15 protein-coding genes and 1 tRNA gene are annotated in these 17,980 nt (G+C 45.6%); 1 reads left to right on the forward strand and 15 read right to left on the reverse strand.

Translation table 11 applies throughout. From position 1 onward, the window contains the following. Positions 1 to 45: 45 nt before the first annotated feature. The 9 genes from V7Z69_RS05505 to V7Z69_RS05545 all read right to left on the reverse strand — a co-directional run bounded on the left by V7Z69_RS05505 (position 46) and on the right by V7Z69_RS05545 (position 9,738). Positions 46 to 1,542, reverse strand: a complete 1,497-nt coding sequence (locus tag V7Z69_RS05505; RefSeq protein WP_014162925.1) for an oxaloacetate decarboxylase subunit alpha — start codon at positions 1,540 to 1,542, stop codon at positions 46 to 48. 70 nt (positions 1,543 to 1,612) lie between these two features. Continuing rightward, positions 1,613 to 2,416: a nucleoside triphosphate pyrophosphohydrolase gene (mazG, locus tag V7Z69_RS05510; protein ID WP_014162924.1), complete on the reverse strand. Its 804-nt coding sequence runs from the start codon at positions 2,414 to 2,416 to the stop codon at positions 1,613 to 1,615. Next, positions 2,413 to 5,538 carry a DEAD/DEAH box helicase gene (locus V7Z69_RS05515; protein WP_334139014.1) on the reverse strand — a complete coding sequence of 1,042 codons (3,126 nt, stop codon included), beginning with the start codon at positions 5,536 to 5,538 and terminating at the stop codon, positions 2,413 to 2,415. The genes mazG and V7Z69_RS05515 overlap by 4 nt, the downstream gene beginning before the upstream one ends. A gap of 63 nt (positions 5,539 to 5,601) precedes the next feature. After that, on the reverse strand, positions 5,602 to 6,180 hold the full coding sequence (gene pth / locus V7Z69_RS05520; protein ID WP_014162922.1) for an aminoacyl-tRNA hydrolase: 579 nt from the start codon (positions 6,178 to 6,180) through the stop codon (positions 5,602 to 5,604). A gap of 3 nt (positions 6,181 to 6,183) precedes the next feature. After that, complete coding sequence (locus V7Z69_RS05525) at positions 6,184 to 6,834, reverse strand: 50S ribosomal protein L25 (protein WP_334139017.1); 651 nt, start codon at positions 6,832 to 6,834, stop codon at positions 6,184 to 6,186. Between the two features lie 38 nt (positions 6,835 to 6,872). Continuing rightward, complete coding sequence (locus V7Z69_RS05530; protein WP_334139018.1) at positions 6,873 to 7,841, reverse strand: ribose-phosphate diphosphokinase; 969 nt, start codon at positions 7,839 to 7,841, stop codon at positions 6,873 to 6,875. Further along, positions 7,842 to 9,236 carry a bifunctional UDP-N-acetylglucosamine diphosphorylase/glucosamine-1-phosphate N-acetyltransferase GlmU gene (gene glmU, locus V7Z69_RS05535; protein WP_014162919.1) on the reverse strand — a complete coding sequence of 465 codons (1,395 nt, stop codon included), beginning with the start codon at positions 9,234 to 9,236 and terminating at the stop codon, positions 7,842 to 7,844. 135 nt (positions 9,237 to 9,371) lie between these two features. Next, positions 9,372 to 9,446, reverse strand: a tRNA-Gln gene (locus V7Z69_RS05540). A 166-nt stretch (positions 9,447 to 9,612) separates the two neighbouring features. Further along, positions 9,613 to 9,738, reverse strand: coding sequence for a hypothetical protein (locus V7Z69_RS05545; protein WP_334139019.1), 126 nt, complete (start codon positions 9,736 to 9,738; stop codon positions 9,613 to 9,615). A 114-nt stretch (positions 9,739 to 9,852) separates the two neighbouring features. Between V7Z69_RS05545 and V7Z69_RS05550 the strand changes: the two genes are divergently transcribed. Beyond that, positions 9,853 to 10,920 (forward strand): hypothetical protein, encoded by a 1,068-nt coding sequence (locus V7Z69_RS05550; protein WP_014162917.1) that lies wholly within the window; start codon positions 9,853 to 9,855, stop codon positions 10,918 to 10,920. 47 nt (positions 10,921 to 10,967) lie between these two features. Here the strand turns inward: V7Z69_RS05550 and V7Z69_RS05555 are convergent, their stop codons facing one another. From V7Z69_RS05555 to cdaA, 6 genes are all read right to left on the reverse strand, one after another. Continuing rightward, positions 10,968 to 11,513: a DUF2703 domain-containing protein gene (locus V7Z69_RS05555; RefSeq protein ID WP_334139020.1), complete on the reverse strand. Its 546-nt coding sequence runs from the start codon at positions 11,511 to 11,513 to the stop codon at positions 10,968 to 10,970. Between the two features lie 16 nt (positions 11,514 to 11,529). Beyond that, complete coding sequence (glmS, locus tag V7Z69_RS05560; RefSeq protein WP_334139021.1) at positions 11,530 to 13,362, reverse strand: glutamine--fructose-6-phosphate transaminase (isomerizing); 1,833 nt, start codon at positions 13,360 to 13,362, stop codon at positions 11,530 to 11,532. 221 nt (positions 13,363 to 13,583) lie between these two features. Beyond that, a complete protein-coding gene (gene galU / locus V7Z69_RS05565) occupies positions 13,584 to 14,483 on the reverse strand; it encodes a UTP--glucose-1-phosphate uridylyltransferase GalU (RefSeq protein ID WP_014162914.1) in 900 nt (299 codons plus the stop codon). 12 nt (positions 14,484 to 14,495) lie between these two features. Next, entirely contained in the window at positions 14,496 to 15,869 is a 1,374-nt protein-coding gene (gene glmM, locus V7Z69_RS05570) for a phosphoglucosamine mutase (RefSeq protein ID WP_014162913.1), read from the reverse strand. 25 nt (positions 15,870 to 15,894) lie between these two features. Further along, positions 15,895 to 17,100 (reverse strand): CdaR family protein, encoded by a 1,206-nt coding sequence (locus V7Z69_RS05575; protein ID WP_014162912.1) that lies wholly within the window; start codon positions 17,098 to 17,100, stop codon positions 15,895 to 15,897. Continuing rightward, positions 17,084 to 17,941, reverse strand: a complete 858-nt coding sequence (gene cdaA / locus V7Z69_RS05580) for a diadenylate cyclase CdaA (protein WP_014162911.1) — start codon at positions 17,939 to 17,941, stop codon at positions 17,084 to 17,086. The genes V7Z69_RS05575 and cdaA overlap by 17 nt, the downstream gene beginning before the upstream one ends. Positions 17,942 to 17,980 lie beyond the last annotated feature (39 nt).

The raw sequence follows: 17,980 nt of genomic DNA on the forward strand, positions 1-17,980 counted from the left end.
CAAGTATCCACGACGGAATTGTAACATTTAATCTATATTGTAGCATCACACTGGGTAGGCTACCCCTTCTAGGGCCTCCTCAAAACCTACGTCCCGTTTTGTCGCTCTCGCATATTTTCTGATCAAGAAATCTTTGGCCACCGCAGGGAAAAGAACATAACTTAGGACATCCTCCGGCTCAACCATCCAAGGTTTGATAACCTCTCTTGCCTTTTCGAGCTCTGGCTCTAGAATCTCTCCCGGGCGGCTCTCTATGGGTTTATCATCGCCAATCACTATTTTCTTTATGTCCTCATCCATTTCACCCGGAGGCCTTCCGTAAAAACCTAAAAAGTAGTTTTTAACTTCCTTGGGAACTATCTTCCATCTTTTACCCGTCAGGACGTTCAATGTTGCCTGAGTTCCAACAATTTGGCTAGTGGGAGTAACAAGAGGAGGATAACCCATTTCCTTTCTGACCTTGGGCACCTCTTCCAATACATCCTGCAATTTGTCCAGAGCATTTTGCTCCTTCAGCTGGCTTACAAGGTTCGAATACATCCCCCCGGGGATTTGGTATATTAGAACGTTTACGTCCACCCCTTCTATCCCCATTACGAGGTTCCTATTCTCTTCCTTAACCTTTTTGAAGTGCTCCGCTACAGGGACCAACTTTTTAAGGTCTATCCCAGTATCCAGGTCGCCACCTTTCAAAGCAGCCACTATCGCTTCGGTAGCTGGCTGGCTTGTGCCCATTGCTAAAGGCGATATGGCACAGTCCACAACATCTGCCCCAGCCTCTAAGGCTGCGAAGTAAGCCATGGAAGCCATTCCACTCGTATAGTGGCAATGCACCTGCACTGGCAGAGAAGTTCTTTCTTTTATCGCCTTAACCAAATTGAACGCATCTACAGGGCTTAAAAGTCCGGCCATGTCTTTAATGCATATGGAATCCGCTCCCATCCCTTTCATCTCCAACGAAAGCTTCGCGAAGGATTCCAACGAATGCACGGGAGAGATGGTATATGATATGCACATCTGTAGGTGGCAACCTTCCTTCTTGATCTGGTCGGCAGCGACCTCCATATTCCTCAAATCATTCAGGGCATCAAACACCCTTATGATGTCCAACCCGTTGCTCACGGCCCTTTTCACAAACTCACGGACCACGTCATCCGCATAATGCCGATAACCTACTAGATTCTGCCCTCTCAAGAGCATTTGCAACTTGGTCTTCTTGAACCTTTTTCTGAGCTCTCGAAGGCGCTGCCATGGGTCCTCGTCCAAAAAGCGCATACAAGCATCGAAAGTGGCACCACCCCAAACTTCCAAGGAGTGATAGCCTACTTCATCCATCAGCTCCGCAACTGGTAGCATGTCCTTAGTACGTAACCTCGTGGCCATTATGGATTGATGAGCATCTCTTAAAGCCGTCTCGGTTATTCCTACTTTCCTTTTTTCCTTTGGAGGCTTTATTTCCACCTGCTCCTTTTCCTCTATTACAACACCAGATGTACCCTTCACGCTATCTTTCTTAATGTTTTTCTTTTCTCTCGGCTCCATTTAGGCACCTCCAAGCTATACCTGTTTCAATGTTAGCTATTTTATACTCATGTTTATTTTTATTCCACCATTAAATGTCAACCTTGGATCTCTGCCATAGGGCCTCCAAGTCTTCCAAGGAAAAGTCCGACCATCTCTTCCCGCTTTTTTCTACAGTCTCCTCGATGAACTTAAACCTCTTGGTAAATTTATCGTTTGCCTTCTGAAGGCATATCTCAGCATCCTTTCCTAGGTGTCTAGCCAAGTTCACAACTATAAACAACAAATCCCCCAACTCTTCCTCTATTTTGCTGTCTTCGCCTTTTTCTTTTGCTTCTTTAAGCTCCTCTACCTCTTCCTGCAACTTATCGAATAGAGGGGCCAAGTCCCCATGGGGCCAATCAAACCCTACCTTAGCAGCCCTTTCTTGTATTTGTAGTGCTCTTATCAAAGCAGGCAATTTTTTGGGTATTCCAGCCAAGACGGAAGTATCCTTTCTCCCTTCTTTTCTTTCTTCCTTCTTTATCTTTTCCCAGTTTTTCCTTACTGCGTCACTTGAGTCCACCTCGACGCTGCCGAACACATGAGGATGTCTCCTAATCAACTTTGAGGTCAGCCGTTCTATGACGGAATCAAAGTCAAATGCCTTGTTTTCTTTGGCTAGTTGAGAGACAAACACTACCTGCAGGAGTAAATCCCCACACTCTTCCTCTATCTCTTGGAGGTCCTCTCTATCTATTGCCTCCACAAGTTCGTATGCTTCCTCTATTATGTAGGGTTTCAAGCTCTCCATAGTTTGTTCTCTATCCCACGGGCACCCTTCAGGAGCTCTAAGTTTTTCCATCACATCAAGCAGATTGGCTAGTTTTTTACCCAGTTTGTCCCTGTCAGTCATTTAACTTCCTCCTTGGCCATTCCTAAAAAGCTTAAAAGCGCTCTATCCAAAATAGGCAAACCTCGATATCCGCCCGGCCCCACTATACTACCATCAGATTTGTAAAACCACTCCTTGGATGGCAACCTAGATATTATATCTTTGCTTTTGCTCCACACCAATGTCTCTTCTTCTGTGCATCTTACACTTGTAATGCCTACCTTAGGACCTATGAGCTTTACCCTTGCTATGGCAAACAAAAACTTCATGCTCTCTGGTAGCTTTCCGAACCTATCCCTGGCCTCCCCTTCCAAAGCATACACCTCTTCCAGCGATTCGCTTCTCAACAACCTACGGAAAAAGGCCACCCTAACCGATGACTGGGGCATGAAATGGGAAGGAAAAGATAGCGGCAACCTCACATCCACGTGGGTCTGCAAAGACTCCTCCTCTTTCCCTCTAATTTTTCTAACTTCTTCCTCTAGCATCTTACAGTACAGATGGAACCCCACTCTTTCCATATGTCCATGCTGGCGCAAGCCCAAAATTTCTCCGCCTCCTCTAATTTGTAAATCTCGCCTTGCCAACTCGTAGCCTGTCAAGCCCTCTCCCAAATCGGCTATCGCTTCCAACCTTTCTCTTGCTTCAATAGTGAGAACCTCCTCCTTGGGATACATAAAAAAGGCAAAGGCTTGTTCCTCTCTTCTTCCTATCCTTCCCCTAAGTTGGTAGAGCTGAGCCAACCCAAGGTCCTGAGAATTATCAACTATTAGAGTGTTGGCGGAGGGGATATCCAAGCCACTTTCTACGATGGTAGTACATAACAGGACATCGATCTCTTTCGCTATGAATTTGTCCATGACCCGGCTCAATTCCTTCTCCTTCATCCTTCCATGAGCTACACCTAGTCTGACGCCAGGTAAAAGGTTGGACAAAAACGACGCTCTTTGACTGATGGTCTCCACTCTATTATGGATATAGAAGACCTGTCCCCCTCTGTTTTTTTCCCTTAATATAGCCTGTTTCACCAACAAGGGATCCCAAGTCCCAATATAAGTTATTACGGGCTTACGTCTGTATGGTTGGGTGTTTATTATCGAGAGGTCCCTAAGGCCGCCCAAAGCAAGATACAGGGTCCTAGGTATGGGGGTTGCCGTCATGGTCAAGACGTGTACACTGGGATCTATAAATTTAGGTAACTCCTTGTGAAGAACCCCAAAGCGATGTTCTTCGTCTATTATAACAAGGCCCAAATCCTTGACTTTCACGTCTTTCTGGAGCAGCTTATGGGTTCCTATCAGGATGTCCACTTCTCCAGAGGCCAATTTCTCCTTTATGCGCCTCTCTTCAGAGGAAGACGAAAACCTGGATATATGCTCTATGTTTATAGGCAAACCTGCACATCTGATCTTGAATGTCCTGTAGTGTTGCTGGGAAAGGATCGTAGTAGGAGCCAATACAAAAACCTGCCGCCCATTTTCTACCATCTTCACTGCAGCCCTAATAGCAACTTCAGTTTTTCCTATGCCTACATCTCCAACAAGCAAACGGTCCATGGGTCTATCCGATTCAAGATCTTTTTTAATTGCCATTACGGCCTTTTCTTGGTCCTTAGTAAGTGGGAATGGACAATCAGATTCAAGTTTCTTTATAATCTCCCCATCCTTACTGCAGGGTTTGGCTTTTATAGTTTCCCTCTGGGAGTACATTGCTACAAGCATTTCTGCAGCTTTTTGAGCCCTTTCCCTTGCCTTGGCTTTGGACTTGGCCCACGCCTTTCCTCTAAGACTGTCTAGCTTTACCTCCAACGTCTCAGGAACGTAATAAGGCGTTATCTTGTAAAGCTGCAAAAGGGGAACCATCAGGCGTTTTTTCTCCGTAAATTCGAGAACCACGAAATCGGTGGACATGCCATCTATTGTTAGGGTCTCTAAACCCAAATTTTTGGCTATACCATAATCTTCATGCACCACATATGTGGACCTAGCTACCAACTCATTCCACTCCAGAGGTGGACCTGAAGAAACTTCCCTTTCATTTGCGATCGGAATACCATGCAGCTCAAATTCGCTCAAATAAACTACTTGAGAATAATGATCTATAAAACCTCCAGTTATTTTACCTGTCTTGACGCATATACTGTTATTATGCTCCAGCAAAGTTTCATCCTTGTCAGAACAAAAAACATGCACATCATAGCTCTTTCCTATCCAGTATCTAACAAAATCCCGATAGGCCCTGACATCTCCTTTAAAGGGAGGAATTTCCTCTATTTTGGTCCTGAAATCGGCCAAAGCTAAATTCTTGGTGACCTCGAAAACTTTGACATCGGAGAAAGACTTCAAAACTTCTCCCCAACTTAAAGAAACCAAATCTCCCTCTTTAGCGTCTTTATAAATTGCCTCAGCTAACCAACGCCAATCGCTGGCGTTTTTGTCTATTTCGCTAGGTTCATACAACACCACTTTGGTGTCCAACGGAATCAAATCCCTTAAAGGCGTTTTCCCTCTGCCCTTTAAACTTAAAAGGCACACTTCATCTACTAGTTCAATGCTTCTTTGGTCTTCGATCCTAAAGAAACGAACGCTCTCCACAGCGTCATCGAAAAACTCTATTCTGACAGGGTTTTTGTCTCCGGGGCTAAAAACATCTACTATGCTGCCTCTACTGACGTACTGCCCTGGCAACCAAACAATATCTACCCTCTCATACCCTTCTTTCGAAAGCCATTCTAAAAGTTCGTCTCTATCAACCAGACTACGTCGTTTTACTTGAAACACTCTTCCAGGAAGTATGAAAGGAGCCATAAGAGATGAAGAGGTGGCAACCATATACCCTTTATCGTTGTTCCAATCTACTAGGGTCTGACCTCTTTTTATCTTGAGCGCTTCATTTTCAAACCCCTCTTGGGTCAAAGGTAACTCCAATAAAACGCTCGTTTCTTTATCCTTGCCTGATATAGACGCCCAGTCCACCAAGAAATCTTCTTGCGTCCTTTTATCTGGCAAAACAAACAAAACAGGGGGAGTTAACCCCCTTGAAATCCAAGCCAAGGCACTAGTTTTGCCTTTTAAGTGAATTCTGCTTCGATCTTTATGCTCTTTTTCGTCTAGATCCTTTAAGTTGTTTATATATCTAACCATTTTTGCCTTTCATAACAAGCAAAAGGGAGGAAAACAGGCACCGTCTCCCTCCCATCATACATATTAGGCATTCAAAGCAAAAGAGTTGGCTATCTGCATCCCTTTATCCCAGTCGCCATTAACTACACAGTTTATAACCTCAATTCCCTTGTCGAACAACATTGGCAATTTTTCTTTCTCTTCCTCAGTGAATTCAGACAACACAAACTCTGACAACTCCAGCTGCTCTGTATTACTGCCTATCCCAATCCTTAAGCGAGGCACTTCTAGTGTTCCCAAAGCAGCCAGTATGGACAGCATACCGTTATGCCCACCTGCTGAACCCTTTTTTCTAAGCCTCATCCTACCAAAGGGTATAGCCACATCATCATAAACAACCAAAACATCACTAGCATCCTGGATAAATCCTTCAGGTAAATCCTTCAAGGCAGATCCACTTCTGTTCATATAGGTAGTGGGCTTCATCATGGCTACATCTCTGCCGTTGATGGATACTGGCCCCCACAACATGTAACTCGCCCCATTAGTTCGCAGTTTCGCCTTTGTCTCTTCAACCAACCAATCAACGAATAGCCATCCTACGTTGTGACGCGTCCAAACGTAACGGGGGCCTGGATTTCCCAACCCTACGATGAGAAGCAAAAACTACTCCTCCTCTTTCTTCTTTCCTTTACCAATGACTTCTACTTCTTGTTCTTCGCCTTCTTCGCCCTCTTCTTCCACGGCAACTCTAGCAGATGACACCATTACTACCGCTGCGTTGGGATCCTGATCAACCACTGCGCTCTCGGGCAACTTAAGGTCTTTAATATGAATCACGTCGTCTATACCTAGCTTTGACACATCTACAACTACAGCCTCAGGGATTTCTCTTGGCAGAACTTCCATTTCTATTTCGTGCATTAGAACCTCTAATACTCCGCCCTGTTTGACTCCAACACAAACATCTTTCCCAACCACGTCTATTGGAACGTTTACTATTACCTTGTGCCCTTTGACAAGCTTGAGGAAATCTACATGAAGGATCTCTCCCGTCAAAGGATCCCTCTGAATCTCTTTCATCAAGCATTCAGCTTCCGTCCCATCCTCAAATTGACATTCAATTCTTATGGTTTCCCAGTGTGCTGAGTTTGCGAAGGGCCTTATAGCCTTTGCATCAACCATAACAGGAATAGCTTCTTCAAGTTCTGGGCCGTAGAACACTCCTGGAATGTAACCTTCTTTTCTTATTTTTCTGCTTACTTCTTTACCTGTTCCTTCTCTCTTTTTCATGGATATCTTCGCACTAAGAGCCATGGTTCGTTCCTCCTTTTTATACTCTAGCTTTCGCTCAATTACCTAAAAAGTATGCTGACCGAATGATCTGAATGAATCCGGCTTATAGCCTCCGCAAAAAGAGGAGCTATGGACAACTCCTTGATGTTGTCAAGGTGCTTTTCTTCGGGAATATTTACTGTATCCGTCAAGACCAGTTTTTCAATGGGAGACTTTTTGATTCTATCCACAGCAGGCCCCGAAAGGACGCCATGGGTTGCACAAGCAAAAACTCTGGAAGCTCCCCTTTCCAAAAGGGCCTCCGCTGCCTGCACAACCGTCCCCGCAGTATCAATTATATCGTCGACAAGAATGGCAGTCTTGCCTTGCACGTTTCCTATGATCTCCATCACCTCACTGAGGTTTGCCACCTCATGAGATCTCCTTTTGTCCACTATGGCCAAATCTGCATTTAAATGAACGGCAAAACGCCTGGCCCTCACAACACCACCTATGTCTGGGGAAACAACAACTATTTTATCTTCCTCCAACTCATCTTTGAGGTGTTGCTTGAAATATGATGCCAAAAGAGGTACACCTGTGAGGTGATCCACGGGTATGTCAAAGAAACCCTGTATTTGCCCAGCGTGCAGATCAGCCACTATCAGCCTGTCCGCACCGGCTTTCTCAATTAGGTTAGCCACTAGCTTGGCCGTTATGGGTTCCCTCGCTTTGGTCTTTCTGTCTTGTCTAGCATATCCAAAGTAAGGAGTAACAACGTTTATTCTGTAAGCAGACGCGCGGCGCAGTACGTCTATCATTATCAAAAGCTCCATCAAGTTCTCGTTCACAGGATGACAAGTTGGCTGTATGATGTAAACATCTGCCCCTCTCACACTTTCCTCTATGGAGACACCAATCTCCCCATCTGAAAACCTGAACAACCTAGCAGCTGCCAACTTAGTACCCAAACTCTCACAGACCCTTTCAGCAAAAAGGGGATGCGCCGTACCTGTAAAAATTTTTATTTCTCTTAGCTTCGAAACCATTTAAGCTTCCTCCCCTCTCTTTTCGCGCCTTTCCAACCAACCTTCTATATTCTTCTGCTTCGCCCTGCCTATTGCGAGACTTCCAGGGGGAACATCCTTGGTTATAACGGACCCTGCACCTGTATAGGCTCCATCCCCTATGTTTACCGGTGCAACCAGCATGGTATCGCTACCTATAAAGCAGTTATTACCTATAAATGTTTTGTTCTTTTTCTTGCCATCATAATTACACGTAATGGTTCCAGCTCCTATATTAGTGTTTGAACCAACCTGCGCATCTCCCAAGTACGAATGGTGTGGAACCTTACTTTTCTTTCCTATCCTCGATTTTTTGACCTCGACGAACTTGCCGACAAAAGCTTCTTCACCAATTTCACTGCCCTCCCTAACGTAAGCAAAGGGCCCTACTGTAGCCCCCTCACCAACAATGCTGTTTTCCAGGATCACATGCTCTTTGACCACAGCCAGGGGCCCCACCTGGGCATTCCTCAGAACCGAGAAACTTCCAATTCTGCTTCCTTCCCGGATAACGCTCTCCCCCCAAATCTGAACATTGGGAGCTATGTGCACATCAGGCTCAATAACTACCTGAGGACCAATCCATGAGGTAACAAGATCGTCAAGGCGAACGCCATTGGACAAATGTCCTTCGATAATCTTCAGTCGCAGCGTTTCTGAGACCTCAGCCAGTTGATATGGACTATTAATTCCCTTGGCCTCAGAACTATCATCTAAAACTTTGACCTTAACCAGCTTGCCTTTTATGGACAGGAGCTCTACCACATCTGTCAAATAATACTCTCCCTGGGCATTGCAATTGTTTATACTGCCTAAAGCCTCCGCCAAAGATGTTGCCTTGAAAACATATATTCCTGTATTGGCTAAGTTGACTTTCTTCTCTTCTTCCGTGGCATCCTTTTCCTCCACTATCCTTACCTTGTTGTCAGATGAAATAACTCTACCATAACCTTTTATATCGGGGGGGCAGAAAGCCAAAAAGGTGCAATCGTTGTTTTCTTTGATGTGCTCATCAACAAGCCCTTTGAGCGTTTTACCTGAGATCAAGGGAACGTCTCCAGGCATAACAAGAACATGATCGTACTTTGAAAACCAATCTGATGCCATCTGCACCGCGTGCCCCGTGCCTAACTGTTTCTCTTGTGGTATGGGGGTCACCTGAGGCCAAGAAAGCTTCAGATAGTTTTCCACTTCTTCCCTTTTCCATCCCACCACAACTGCCACATCATCCATCGAAAGGACAAAGGAAAGAGCTTTCAAAGGATAATATAGTATGGGCTCCCCCAACAAAGGAACCATAACTTTGGGACTCTTGCTTTTCATTCGTGTCCCCTTGCCGGCAGCCAAAATTATTGCTCCTATCGCAACTTTTTCCATTTGAGTCTCTCCTTAAAACGAAAACCCAAAAGCTTGTTTTATAGCTTGCACAAACATTATACAAAGATAATTTCTTTTAGCCAAAAAGAAACATTAAATAAGGGGAAGCCCGGGCTTCCCCTTATTTGTAGACTCTGGCTGGGGTGGCTGGACTCGAACCAGCGATCGCGGATCCAAAGTCCGCTGCCTTGCCAACTTGGCTACACCCCAAGGTAGCTTCGCAATTATATATTGGATAACCCACTATCTGTCAAGATGTTGAGTTTTTTGATATCATTACTCCAGCGCCTCAGCTATTTTATCATTATTTATGGGGCAATAAAAGTTAGTAAGAGGCTAAAATGCCAAACTTGTTTGCGGAATCTTCAGCACATATCTATAAGATCTTACTTATTTTGCCAATTTTCTTTTCCATAATAGCGACTTCTTGGGCCGCTAGAAGGTCCAGTTCCTCTATTTGGCGCATCCTTTTCTGGGGGGTGCTCTTCGTTTTTTTCTCCATCTCAGCTATTTTCCTTTACAAAACAGAAGTCTGGCTAGCAATGGGCCCCATAATACCAGCTGCCCTAATATTAGGCCTTCTCTTCAAATGCAAAAAACAAGGTGGGAACATATTATGAATAGCCTAACACTTAAAAAATTAATTCTATTTACACTAGCAATATTTTTTTACTTCATTTCACCAATCATTACAGCTCCATATGCACTGGCTTTCAAAGATCCAGAAGGATTCACGATAAAAATAGAGCTCTTCCCTGGAGGCTCTATTACAGCGCAGAGAGGGGCAGATAAACCTGTATCTTTGGGTATGGTAATCTCCATACCCCAAATGGCCAGATGGCCTTCATTTACCGCGTCTAAATGGGGAGAGCCGTCTACAGTAGTAGCTTCCGCCGTCAATGCAATACACATTCTTTTAAATATAGAAAAAGGCCTTGGACGGACCATCAGCATACTACCATGGAATACTATAGCTCCAGCAGCAGGGGAAAATTCCTATATCCTTACCAACATACCGCCCGGACAAGGCATCTTCGGAGCCTGGGCTCCTTCTGTGGGAAGCAAAGTAACTCCAATCCTGCACATTAAGGGAGATAAGCTACAAAAAAAACCCATGGTTTTGGAAATCCGACAGGCACCCAAGGAGAGCCCATACTTCGTGGAAATTGAAAACCGACCTGGAGGGAGAATCGTCGCCTGGAGCAAAGACGGCCCAAAGGTCCTTGGAAGAGTAATAAAGGCTGTATCAGGAAGCGGGCGATTCCAGGGCACTATTTTTCAGGAAAGAGGCCGTATAAGGGCCAACCATCCTGGCGTCATAGACATAAGCACCTCTCCCAAGGGTCAGGTTGGTGGATTCCAAATCCTCCCCTTGGAGCATGGAGCTTCAAAGGAAATGTACACCGCATGGGACTTGACCCAGTGGCTCATAGTGGCTCCTTACACTGGCAAGTTCGTAGGCAGTATGCCCCTTTTCAGCGGCTACTTTGTACCTGGCCCATCACGAGGAGAAAAATTATGGGATATGTGGTCCACTTACGGCAGGAAATCGCTGGTCCTTGTACGGGTAAATGGGGGAAAATGGACTTGGATGCCGGAAGCCGTGGGCAGAAAGGACAATGCTTTGGCTTGCATAACCCACATACGTATATACTTCCCGTTTACGCACCCACTCTCTGAATGAAAAGGCGGCAAGACAAACTTTCCTTGCCGCCTTCTATTTACAAAACGCTAAGAGCAGCTACAGTTACCTTTCTTTTGCTCTAAAGCCTGGAAAAATTTCTTCAAATTTTCTGGAAGGCTATACGGCTTTGCCTCGGCTTCTTTATTATCGCTTCCATACACTTCCTTCAATATGGCGTCCACTATCATAGCCTTAGGAGGAACTGGGTATTCTACCCCGTCATAAACCCAGACCCTGCAATCCACTTCTTCAGCGCAAAGGGAGCCACAAGAGTCACATTGGGTTTCTTTAACCTCCATCTGAATATCCCTGCCGTTAACTCTGATAGTGGGAGAAGTTACCAACTGATGTTTAATGGCTTCCTCCTCAGTCCTTATATGGATCTTGTTTAGGACGACATTTACCCCTGCTGCTTCCAAAACCTTGGAAACATCAGAGAGAGCCTCCTCGAGGTTTTTCCAGGTACCTGTGCACCTATCGCATACGTCTAAGTCCAAATAGAGGAAATCTATCTGGACTTCCTTTTTGCCAGGATCACTTTTACCTGCTTTGTTATTGCCGCAACATTTCCCTGCGGAACTACAACAGCCCATACCCATCCCCCCAGATTTATTCGACCGTCACGCTCTTGGCCAAATTCCTTGGTTGATCTATTTCTTTACCAAGAATCTTTGCTACGTGGAAAGCGAAAAGTTGCAATGGTATGACCGTTAAAAATGGCGAAAATTCCTCGTCCGTCCACGGAACCTCCACATAATCATCCATGTATTTGGAAGCATGTTCATCTCCCTCCGTGCAAACGCCTATCACGGGAGCTTTTCTAGCTTTGGCCTCTAAAACGTTTGAAAGGGTCTTCTCGTACATCATATCCCTAGGGATAATAGCCATTACAGGAACTTTTTCGTCCAAAAGAGCAATAGGGCCATGTTTCATCTCGCCGGCTGCATAGGCCTCTGCGTGGATGTAAGATATCTCCTTTAGCTTAAGGGCACCTTCCAATGCCACAGGGAAAGATATACCTCGGCCTATAAAAAGGAAGTCCTGCCTGTCATGGTATTTTTGTGCCAGCTTTATTACCTCGTTTTCCTTTTCCAAGACGTTTTCTACCTTGTAAGGTATCTGGAGAAATTCGTTTACCAACCTCGCTTCCTCATCCGCCGTCATGGAGCCGCGTAAACGACCTAGATACAATGCAGAGAGAAACAAAGCAGCGACTTGGCCGGTAAAGGTTTTCGTGGCAGCCACACCTATCTCGGGACCGGCTTTCAAAAGCAAGATGCTATGAACTTCCCTTGCCAAAGTGGATCCCCTAACGTTGGTTATGGCCATGCAGTGGGCGCCCTCCGCTCTTGCTTTACGCTGCGCCGCGATGGTATCCGCTGTCTCCCCCGACTGAGAGACGAAAATGGCCAAGGTTTCCGGATCGCACCGTAAATTTCTGTATCGATACTCAGAGGCAATGTCCACTCTTATATCCAAATCCGTCCATCTTTCAAAGACTCTCTCAGCTACTAAGGCTGCGTAGTAGGATGTCCCACAGGCGACTATGTGAACCTTCCTCCACCTTTGGACATCTTCTTGAGTCCAGTTCAGATCTTTAGACAAATCAACCTTTCCATCAGAGATACGACCCTTCAACGTGGTTCTCAAAACCATTCCCTGCTCATGAATTTCTTTGTGCATGTAGTGGGAATGCCCCGCCTTTTCGGCCATGGTCACATCCCACTCCACAGTATGTACGTCTTTGCTTACCAACTCTCCCTTGCTGTTCCAAACTGTAACTCCATCTGGTCTCAGTTCTGCTATCTCTCCTTCTTCCAGGTATACAACGGACCTAGTATATGGCAGAAAAGCAGGAACATCAGACGCACAGAACGTTTCTCCTTCTCCCAGGCCTAAAACTAGAGGAGATCCCCTGCGGACACAATAAATTTTCCTATCGTCTCCCTTTCGAATTACAGCCAGAGCATAGGATCCAGACAAGGTTTCCTGTAGTTTGACCATCGCCTCGACCATATCTTTCATCTCGTCGTAATAATTAGAGAGTAAATGTACTATTACTTCCGTGTCCGTCTCCGACTTGAAGGCCACTCCCTCACGCTGAAGTTGTTCCTTTATGTCCATGTAATTCTCGATAATTCCATTGTGAACCAAAGCAAACTGTCCATTTCTATCGCTGTGAGGATGTGCGTTCAAAAGGGTGACACCGCCATGGGTAGCCCACCTAGTGTGGCCTATGCCTCTTTTGGCGTTAGAGTTTTTACCCTCAACGAGCTTCGCCAAATCGGCTACCTTACCCACTTCTTTGTATATTTCTATACCATCCGCACCATCTATGGCCATGCCAGCGGAGTCATATCCTCTGTACTCAAGCCGTCTCAAACTATCCAATATGACGCAAGAAGCATTTTTATCTCCTACATATCCAACAATTCCACACATCTATGCTTAAGTCACTCCTTCCAGGTTGACTCAAAAAAGGAGATTGCCGCTTTTTTTGTCCCACAGATCACTCCGTGGTTTTGTAAAACGGCTTTCTGGGCTGATCTCCTCAACCCCTGGGACACCCGCCGAATCCTCGAAAATCCCAGCCCTCGTCAACTGGCCTATACCAGTCCAGGCGCTTAAAACTCATCACAACTTCAATTTACCTTGCTTAAATCTCACTTACAATTTTCCTCTACTTTTTTCACCTCCTCCAATACTATGGACCGCAATGCTTCATCCCTCAAGGCCAAAGCAACGTTGGTTCTAAGCCAAGCTTCCTTGGTGCCACAATCGTACCGTTTGCCAGAAAAAACAAGACCGTAAACAGGCTCCTCTTCCAGGAGGGATCTTATGGCATCAGTAAGTTGATATTCTCCTCCTGCGCCAGGAGCGCATTTTCTAATATGCTCAAATATCCTCGAAGAAAGGACGTATCGCCCCATTATGGCAAAGTTGCTAGGAGCTTCCTCTGGGGACGGTTTTTCTACCATTCCCTTTATTGAGAAAAGGCCATCCCCAATGGTTTGATCAATCTCTACTATACCGTACCTGTTAGTTTCCGAAGGTGGAACCTCCATCAAAGCCACGACGGAAGCCTTTCGCACCTCACATACATCGACAAGCTGTCTCAAAACTGGTCGGGATCCTTCAGAGGAGACCATGATGTCATCGGGCAGTATGACTCCAAAAAAGGGTTCATCACAAAAGGGTTCGCCCATCAGGACTGCGTGTCCCAAGCCTAACGGTTGGCTTTGACGCACCGAAGCGCATTCGATCCCCTCCGAAATACGTTTTATCTCTTCCACCAGATCTTTTTTCCCTCTTCTCTCGAGTTCTCTTTCCAATTCAAGGTTTCGATCAAAATAATCCAAGATCGAATTTTTCCCCTTTGACGTGACAAAAATCATCTTCTTGCAGCCTGATGAAACTGCCTCCTCCACACCGTACGCTATTACAGGTTTGTCTAAAACTGGTAGCATCTCCTTAGGGATCTCCTTGGTAGCAGGAAGAAACCTGGTACCCAAACCCGCCACAGGAAAAAGGCAAGTCTTAACAGAAACCTCTTCTTTCTCCATGGTGATCCTCCTTCAAGCTTTCGCCGAACTTTTCAGGATGGCATCAATTACTCTCTTAGCATACAATTCCAACACAGAATTATCCTTTGCCTCCACTAAAACCCTCACCAGAGGCTCTGTGCCAGATGGGCGCACAAGGACTCTACCGATTCCTTTCATTTCTTCCTCTATTTGTCTTATGGTTTCCCACAACTCCGGATCTTCCATAATCTTTTCTTTTTTCTCGGATGGGACGTTTCTCAATAATTGAGGATAGCGATGGAACCTATCGACAAGAGAAGATATCTCCTCGCCCAAAAGAAAACACGCGTTAACAAATGCCAGGGAAGTGAGAAGTCCATCCCCTGTTGAAGCGAACTTTTTTATGATTACATGGCCAGACTGTTCTCCTCCCAAAAGGGAGCCGTATTTGTTCATCGTCTCCATTACATACCTGTCACCTACGTTGGAGCGATAAACGGATATATCCTCCCCTTTCAGGTGTTCCTCAAGGGCCATGTTGCTCATCACAGTCGCTACAACTCCTGCACCGAGAGCATGAGACTTTTTGAGCCACCTGGCAAGGACCCATAACATGATGTCTCCATCTATCGTACGCCCCTTCGAGTCCACTATCAACGTTCTATCCGCGTCACCATCGTAGGCTATTCCAAAGTCATAACCACCTTCTGTAACCTTTTCTGCCAAGTTGCGCAAGTGCATGACACCTGAACGCTCATTTATGCTCAACCCATCTTGGCTTATCCCCAAGAAATCAACTTCGCAACCCATGCTGTTAAAAACCGCCTTTGCAGGCTCTGCCGCCGCTCCGTTGGCACAATCCACTAGCAATTTCCGCCCTTCGAAAGCAGAACTTTCAAAAAGGCTCACCATCCATTTAGCATATTCCAGCCATGCATCGGAGATTTCTTCAATCGTACCTATTGAAGCACCTGTGGGCCTCCAATCATCGTTGAGGCTGTCACCTATGTATTCTTCCACTTCTGCCTCGGACTCATCAAGAAGCTTACATCCTTCTTCATCCAAAAATTTGACCCCATTATATTCTGGAGGGTTGTGGGAAGCACTCACCACCGCCCCTCCACTTGCTCCCAGCTTTTTAACCATGTAACTTACTCCGGGAGTAGGTATTATACCCAGCGTTATGACGTTTGCCCCTGCCGACACCATTCCGGATATAAGGGCCGACTCAAGCATCTTGCCTGAGTGCCTAGGATCCCTTCCCACCACAATAGTAGGCTTAGAATTTCCCTTTTTTTCTATTAGGTATAGGACATAGGCTCTTCCTAGCCTCAAAACCATTTCAGGGGTCATAAAGCCGCGATTTGCAACATCTCTCACTCCATCGGTGCCAAAAAGGCACCTTATGCTATGTTTCTTATCCACATCATTCACCTCTTCGGAACTTATTTCACTCCATGTTAGCAAACACAGTGACTGTGGAAGGTTCTAAGGAAATTACTTTAACTTGCGGTTTTAGAACCTTGTATTGTAATGGCACTCTGAGTTCGGTGGATACCAAATTGGTGACATCCACGTAAAGCTCCACTGGTAATTCATGTTCGTTCTCTACAACGGAGGGAAGCCCTTCTACTGTAACCGAAGCAATTTCCGGCTTTACTCCCCATGAAGGATAAATACTTTTGCCTTTGATCACTATGAGAACGTTATCGTAAGTACGCCTGACCACCTTGGGCTCTATCGCCAAGTTAACGGTTATCGTGTTCGGGAACTTGATTCTTGCTCCCCTGTAATTTTCAGGCAAGGGCACGTTCAGACTAGTAGTCTTTTTGAGTCCTTCGACGTTGACCGGCACCACTATCTCTCTTATTGCCCTAATAGCATCCATTGAGCCTTCCACAACGCCGGTGCCAGGCTCAACGGTAATGCTCTTTATATCATAATCCTGATCTAGTTTCCCCTCTATATTTACAGAAATTGGCACCGTCTTCTTAGGAGTTCCCTTTGTAAGCACATAGTTTACCTTGACCTTGGGTGGCTCCATAAGAAGTTCCGATGATCCCTCAGTAGCGCTTTTGACCCTGACAGGCAAAACCAAAGTGTTCCTGTCCTTAAGCATTTCAAAGCTTGCTTCCACATATGCCTCAGATATGCTATTAATTATGTCCTCCGGTCCCTTTATAGTTATTTTCTCAGGCTCCATTTCAACTTCTTCCAGGGTGTACTCCGGAGGGAGTTCACCCAAGAGCTTCAACCTCACAGGCACATCCTTGCTTTGTGTCTTAATTATATTTACCTCAATGGACACTGGAGAAATGTTTATCAATTTAAATCCAGAAGGTAATATAACCTTCACGGGTACAATATGCTTACCAGGTCCTAATCCCTTTAGGTCCGCTTGGCATGCTATCCCAGACCAACTCTCGCCAAGGAAGAGCTCTCTACTTGCAGCAACCTGAACCTCAACGCTTCTGATGTTGCTATTAATGGCATATTCCGCCGGAGCATTAAGGTATTCTATTGGGAAAGAAAAGGTTCGTACAGTCTCCGATGTCCTGTCGGAGGCCACATAATACCAAATGGCGATGGCCATTAACAGAGAAATCACCTTCAGGAACGTTCTGGATGAAAGTAAGCGATCAATTTCCTTTAGCATTTTCCTTTTCCTTCCTGTCGCTTTCCTTTGCAGGCCATAGGTTTCTCAGTTCTTTTTTGAGAGTTTCCCACCAAGGACTAGACCGCCTCGGCATGGCGGAAAAGTAGTGAAGGAGCAACCTCCGGATCTGATCTTCCCTTAGTCTCCTAGATAAATGCCCGTTTATTGCAAGGGCAACTTCTCCTCTTTCTTCTGATACTACAAGAGCCATGGCATCAGATACTTCCGTTATGCCCAATGCTGCTCTATGCCTTGTCCCTATCCATCTAGAGAGGTTGCTGTTTTCGGTCAAAGGCAAATAACAAGCAGCGGCAATGATCTTTTCCCTGTCCAGAATGACTGCCCCATCATGAAGCGGTGTACCAGGCCAAAATATGGTTACAATCAAATCCTCCGAAATTTCGCCGTTTAGCTTAACGGCGGACCTCCAAAAATCTTTTAGTCCCGTATCTCTTTGAAAAACCAAGATCGCACCTATTTTCTGACTCCTTAAATACTCCAAAGCGCGGGTAACCTCGTCCGTCAGCTGGCCTGCCCTTTCCTCTGCCTGTTTTCTCCTAAGGATGTTACCTCTCCCCAACTCCTCCAGCATGCGCCTCAATTCCGGCTGGAACACAATGGGAATGGCTATTACGATTACCCCGAACAACCTGCCTAGCACCCAAGAGAGTGCCTCAAGATGCACTAACCTGGCTAAAGCCGCTATCAGCCCCAACACTATAAGCCCCTTCACCAGCTGCATGGCCCTGGTGTCCACAAGGAGCAGTAGTGCCCTGTAGAAAATAAAGGCTATTATGGCTATATCCAGGAAATCACGCCAATGAATCATATCAAAAAACATGTTGTACCTCGACTATATTTTCTCTCTGTTTCTATCCAA

Source organism: Thermovirga lienii (assembly GCF_036847465.1).
Taxonomy (GTDB): domain Bacteria; phylum Synergistota; class Synergistia; order Synergistales; family Thermovirgaceae; genus Thermovirga; species Thermovirga lienii.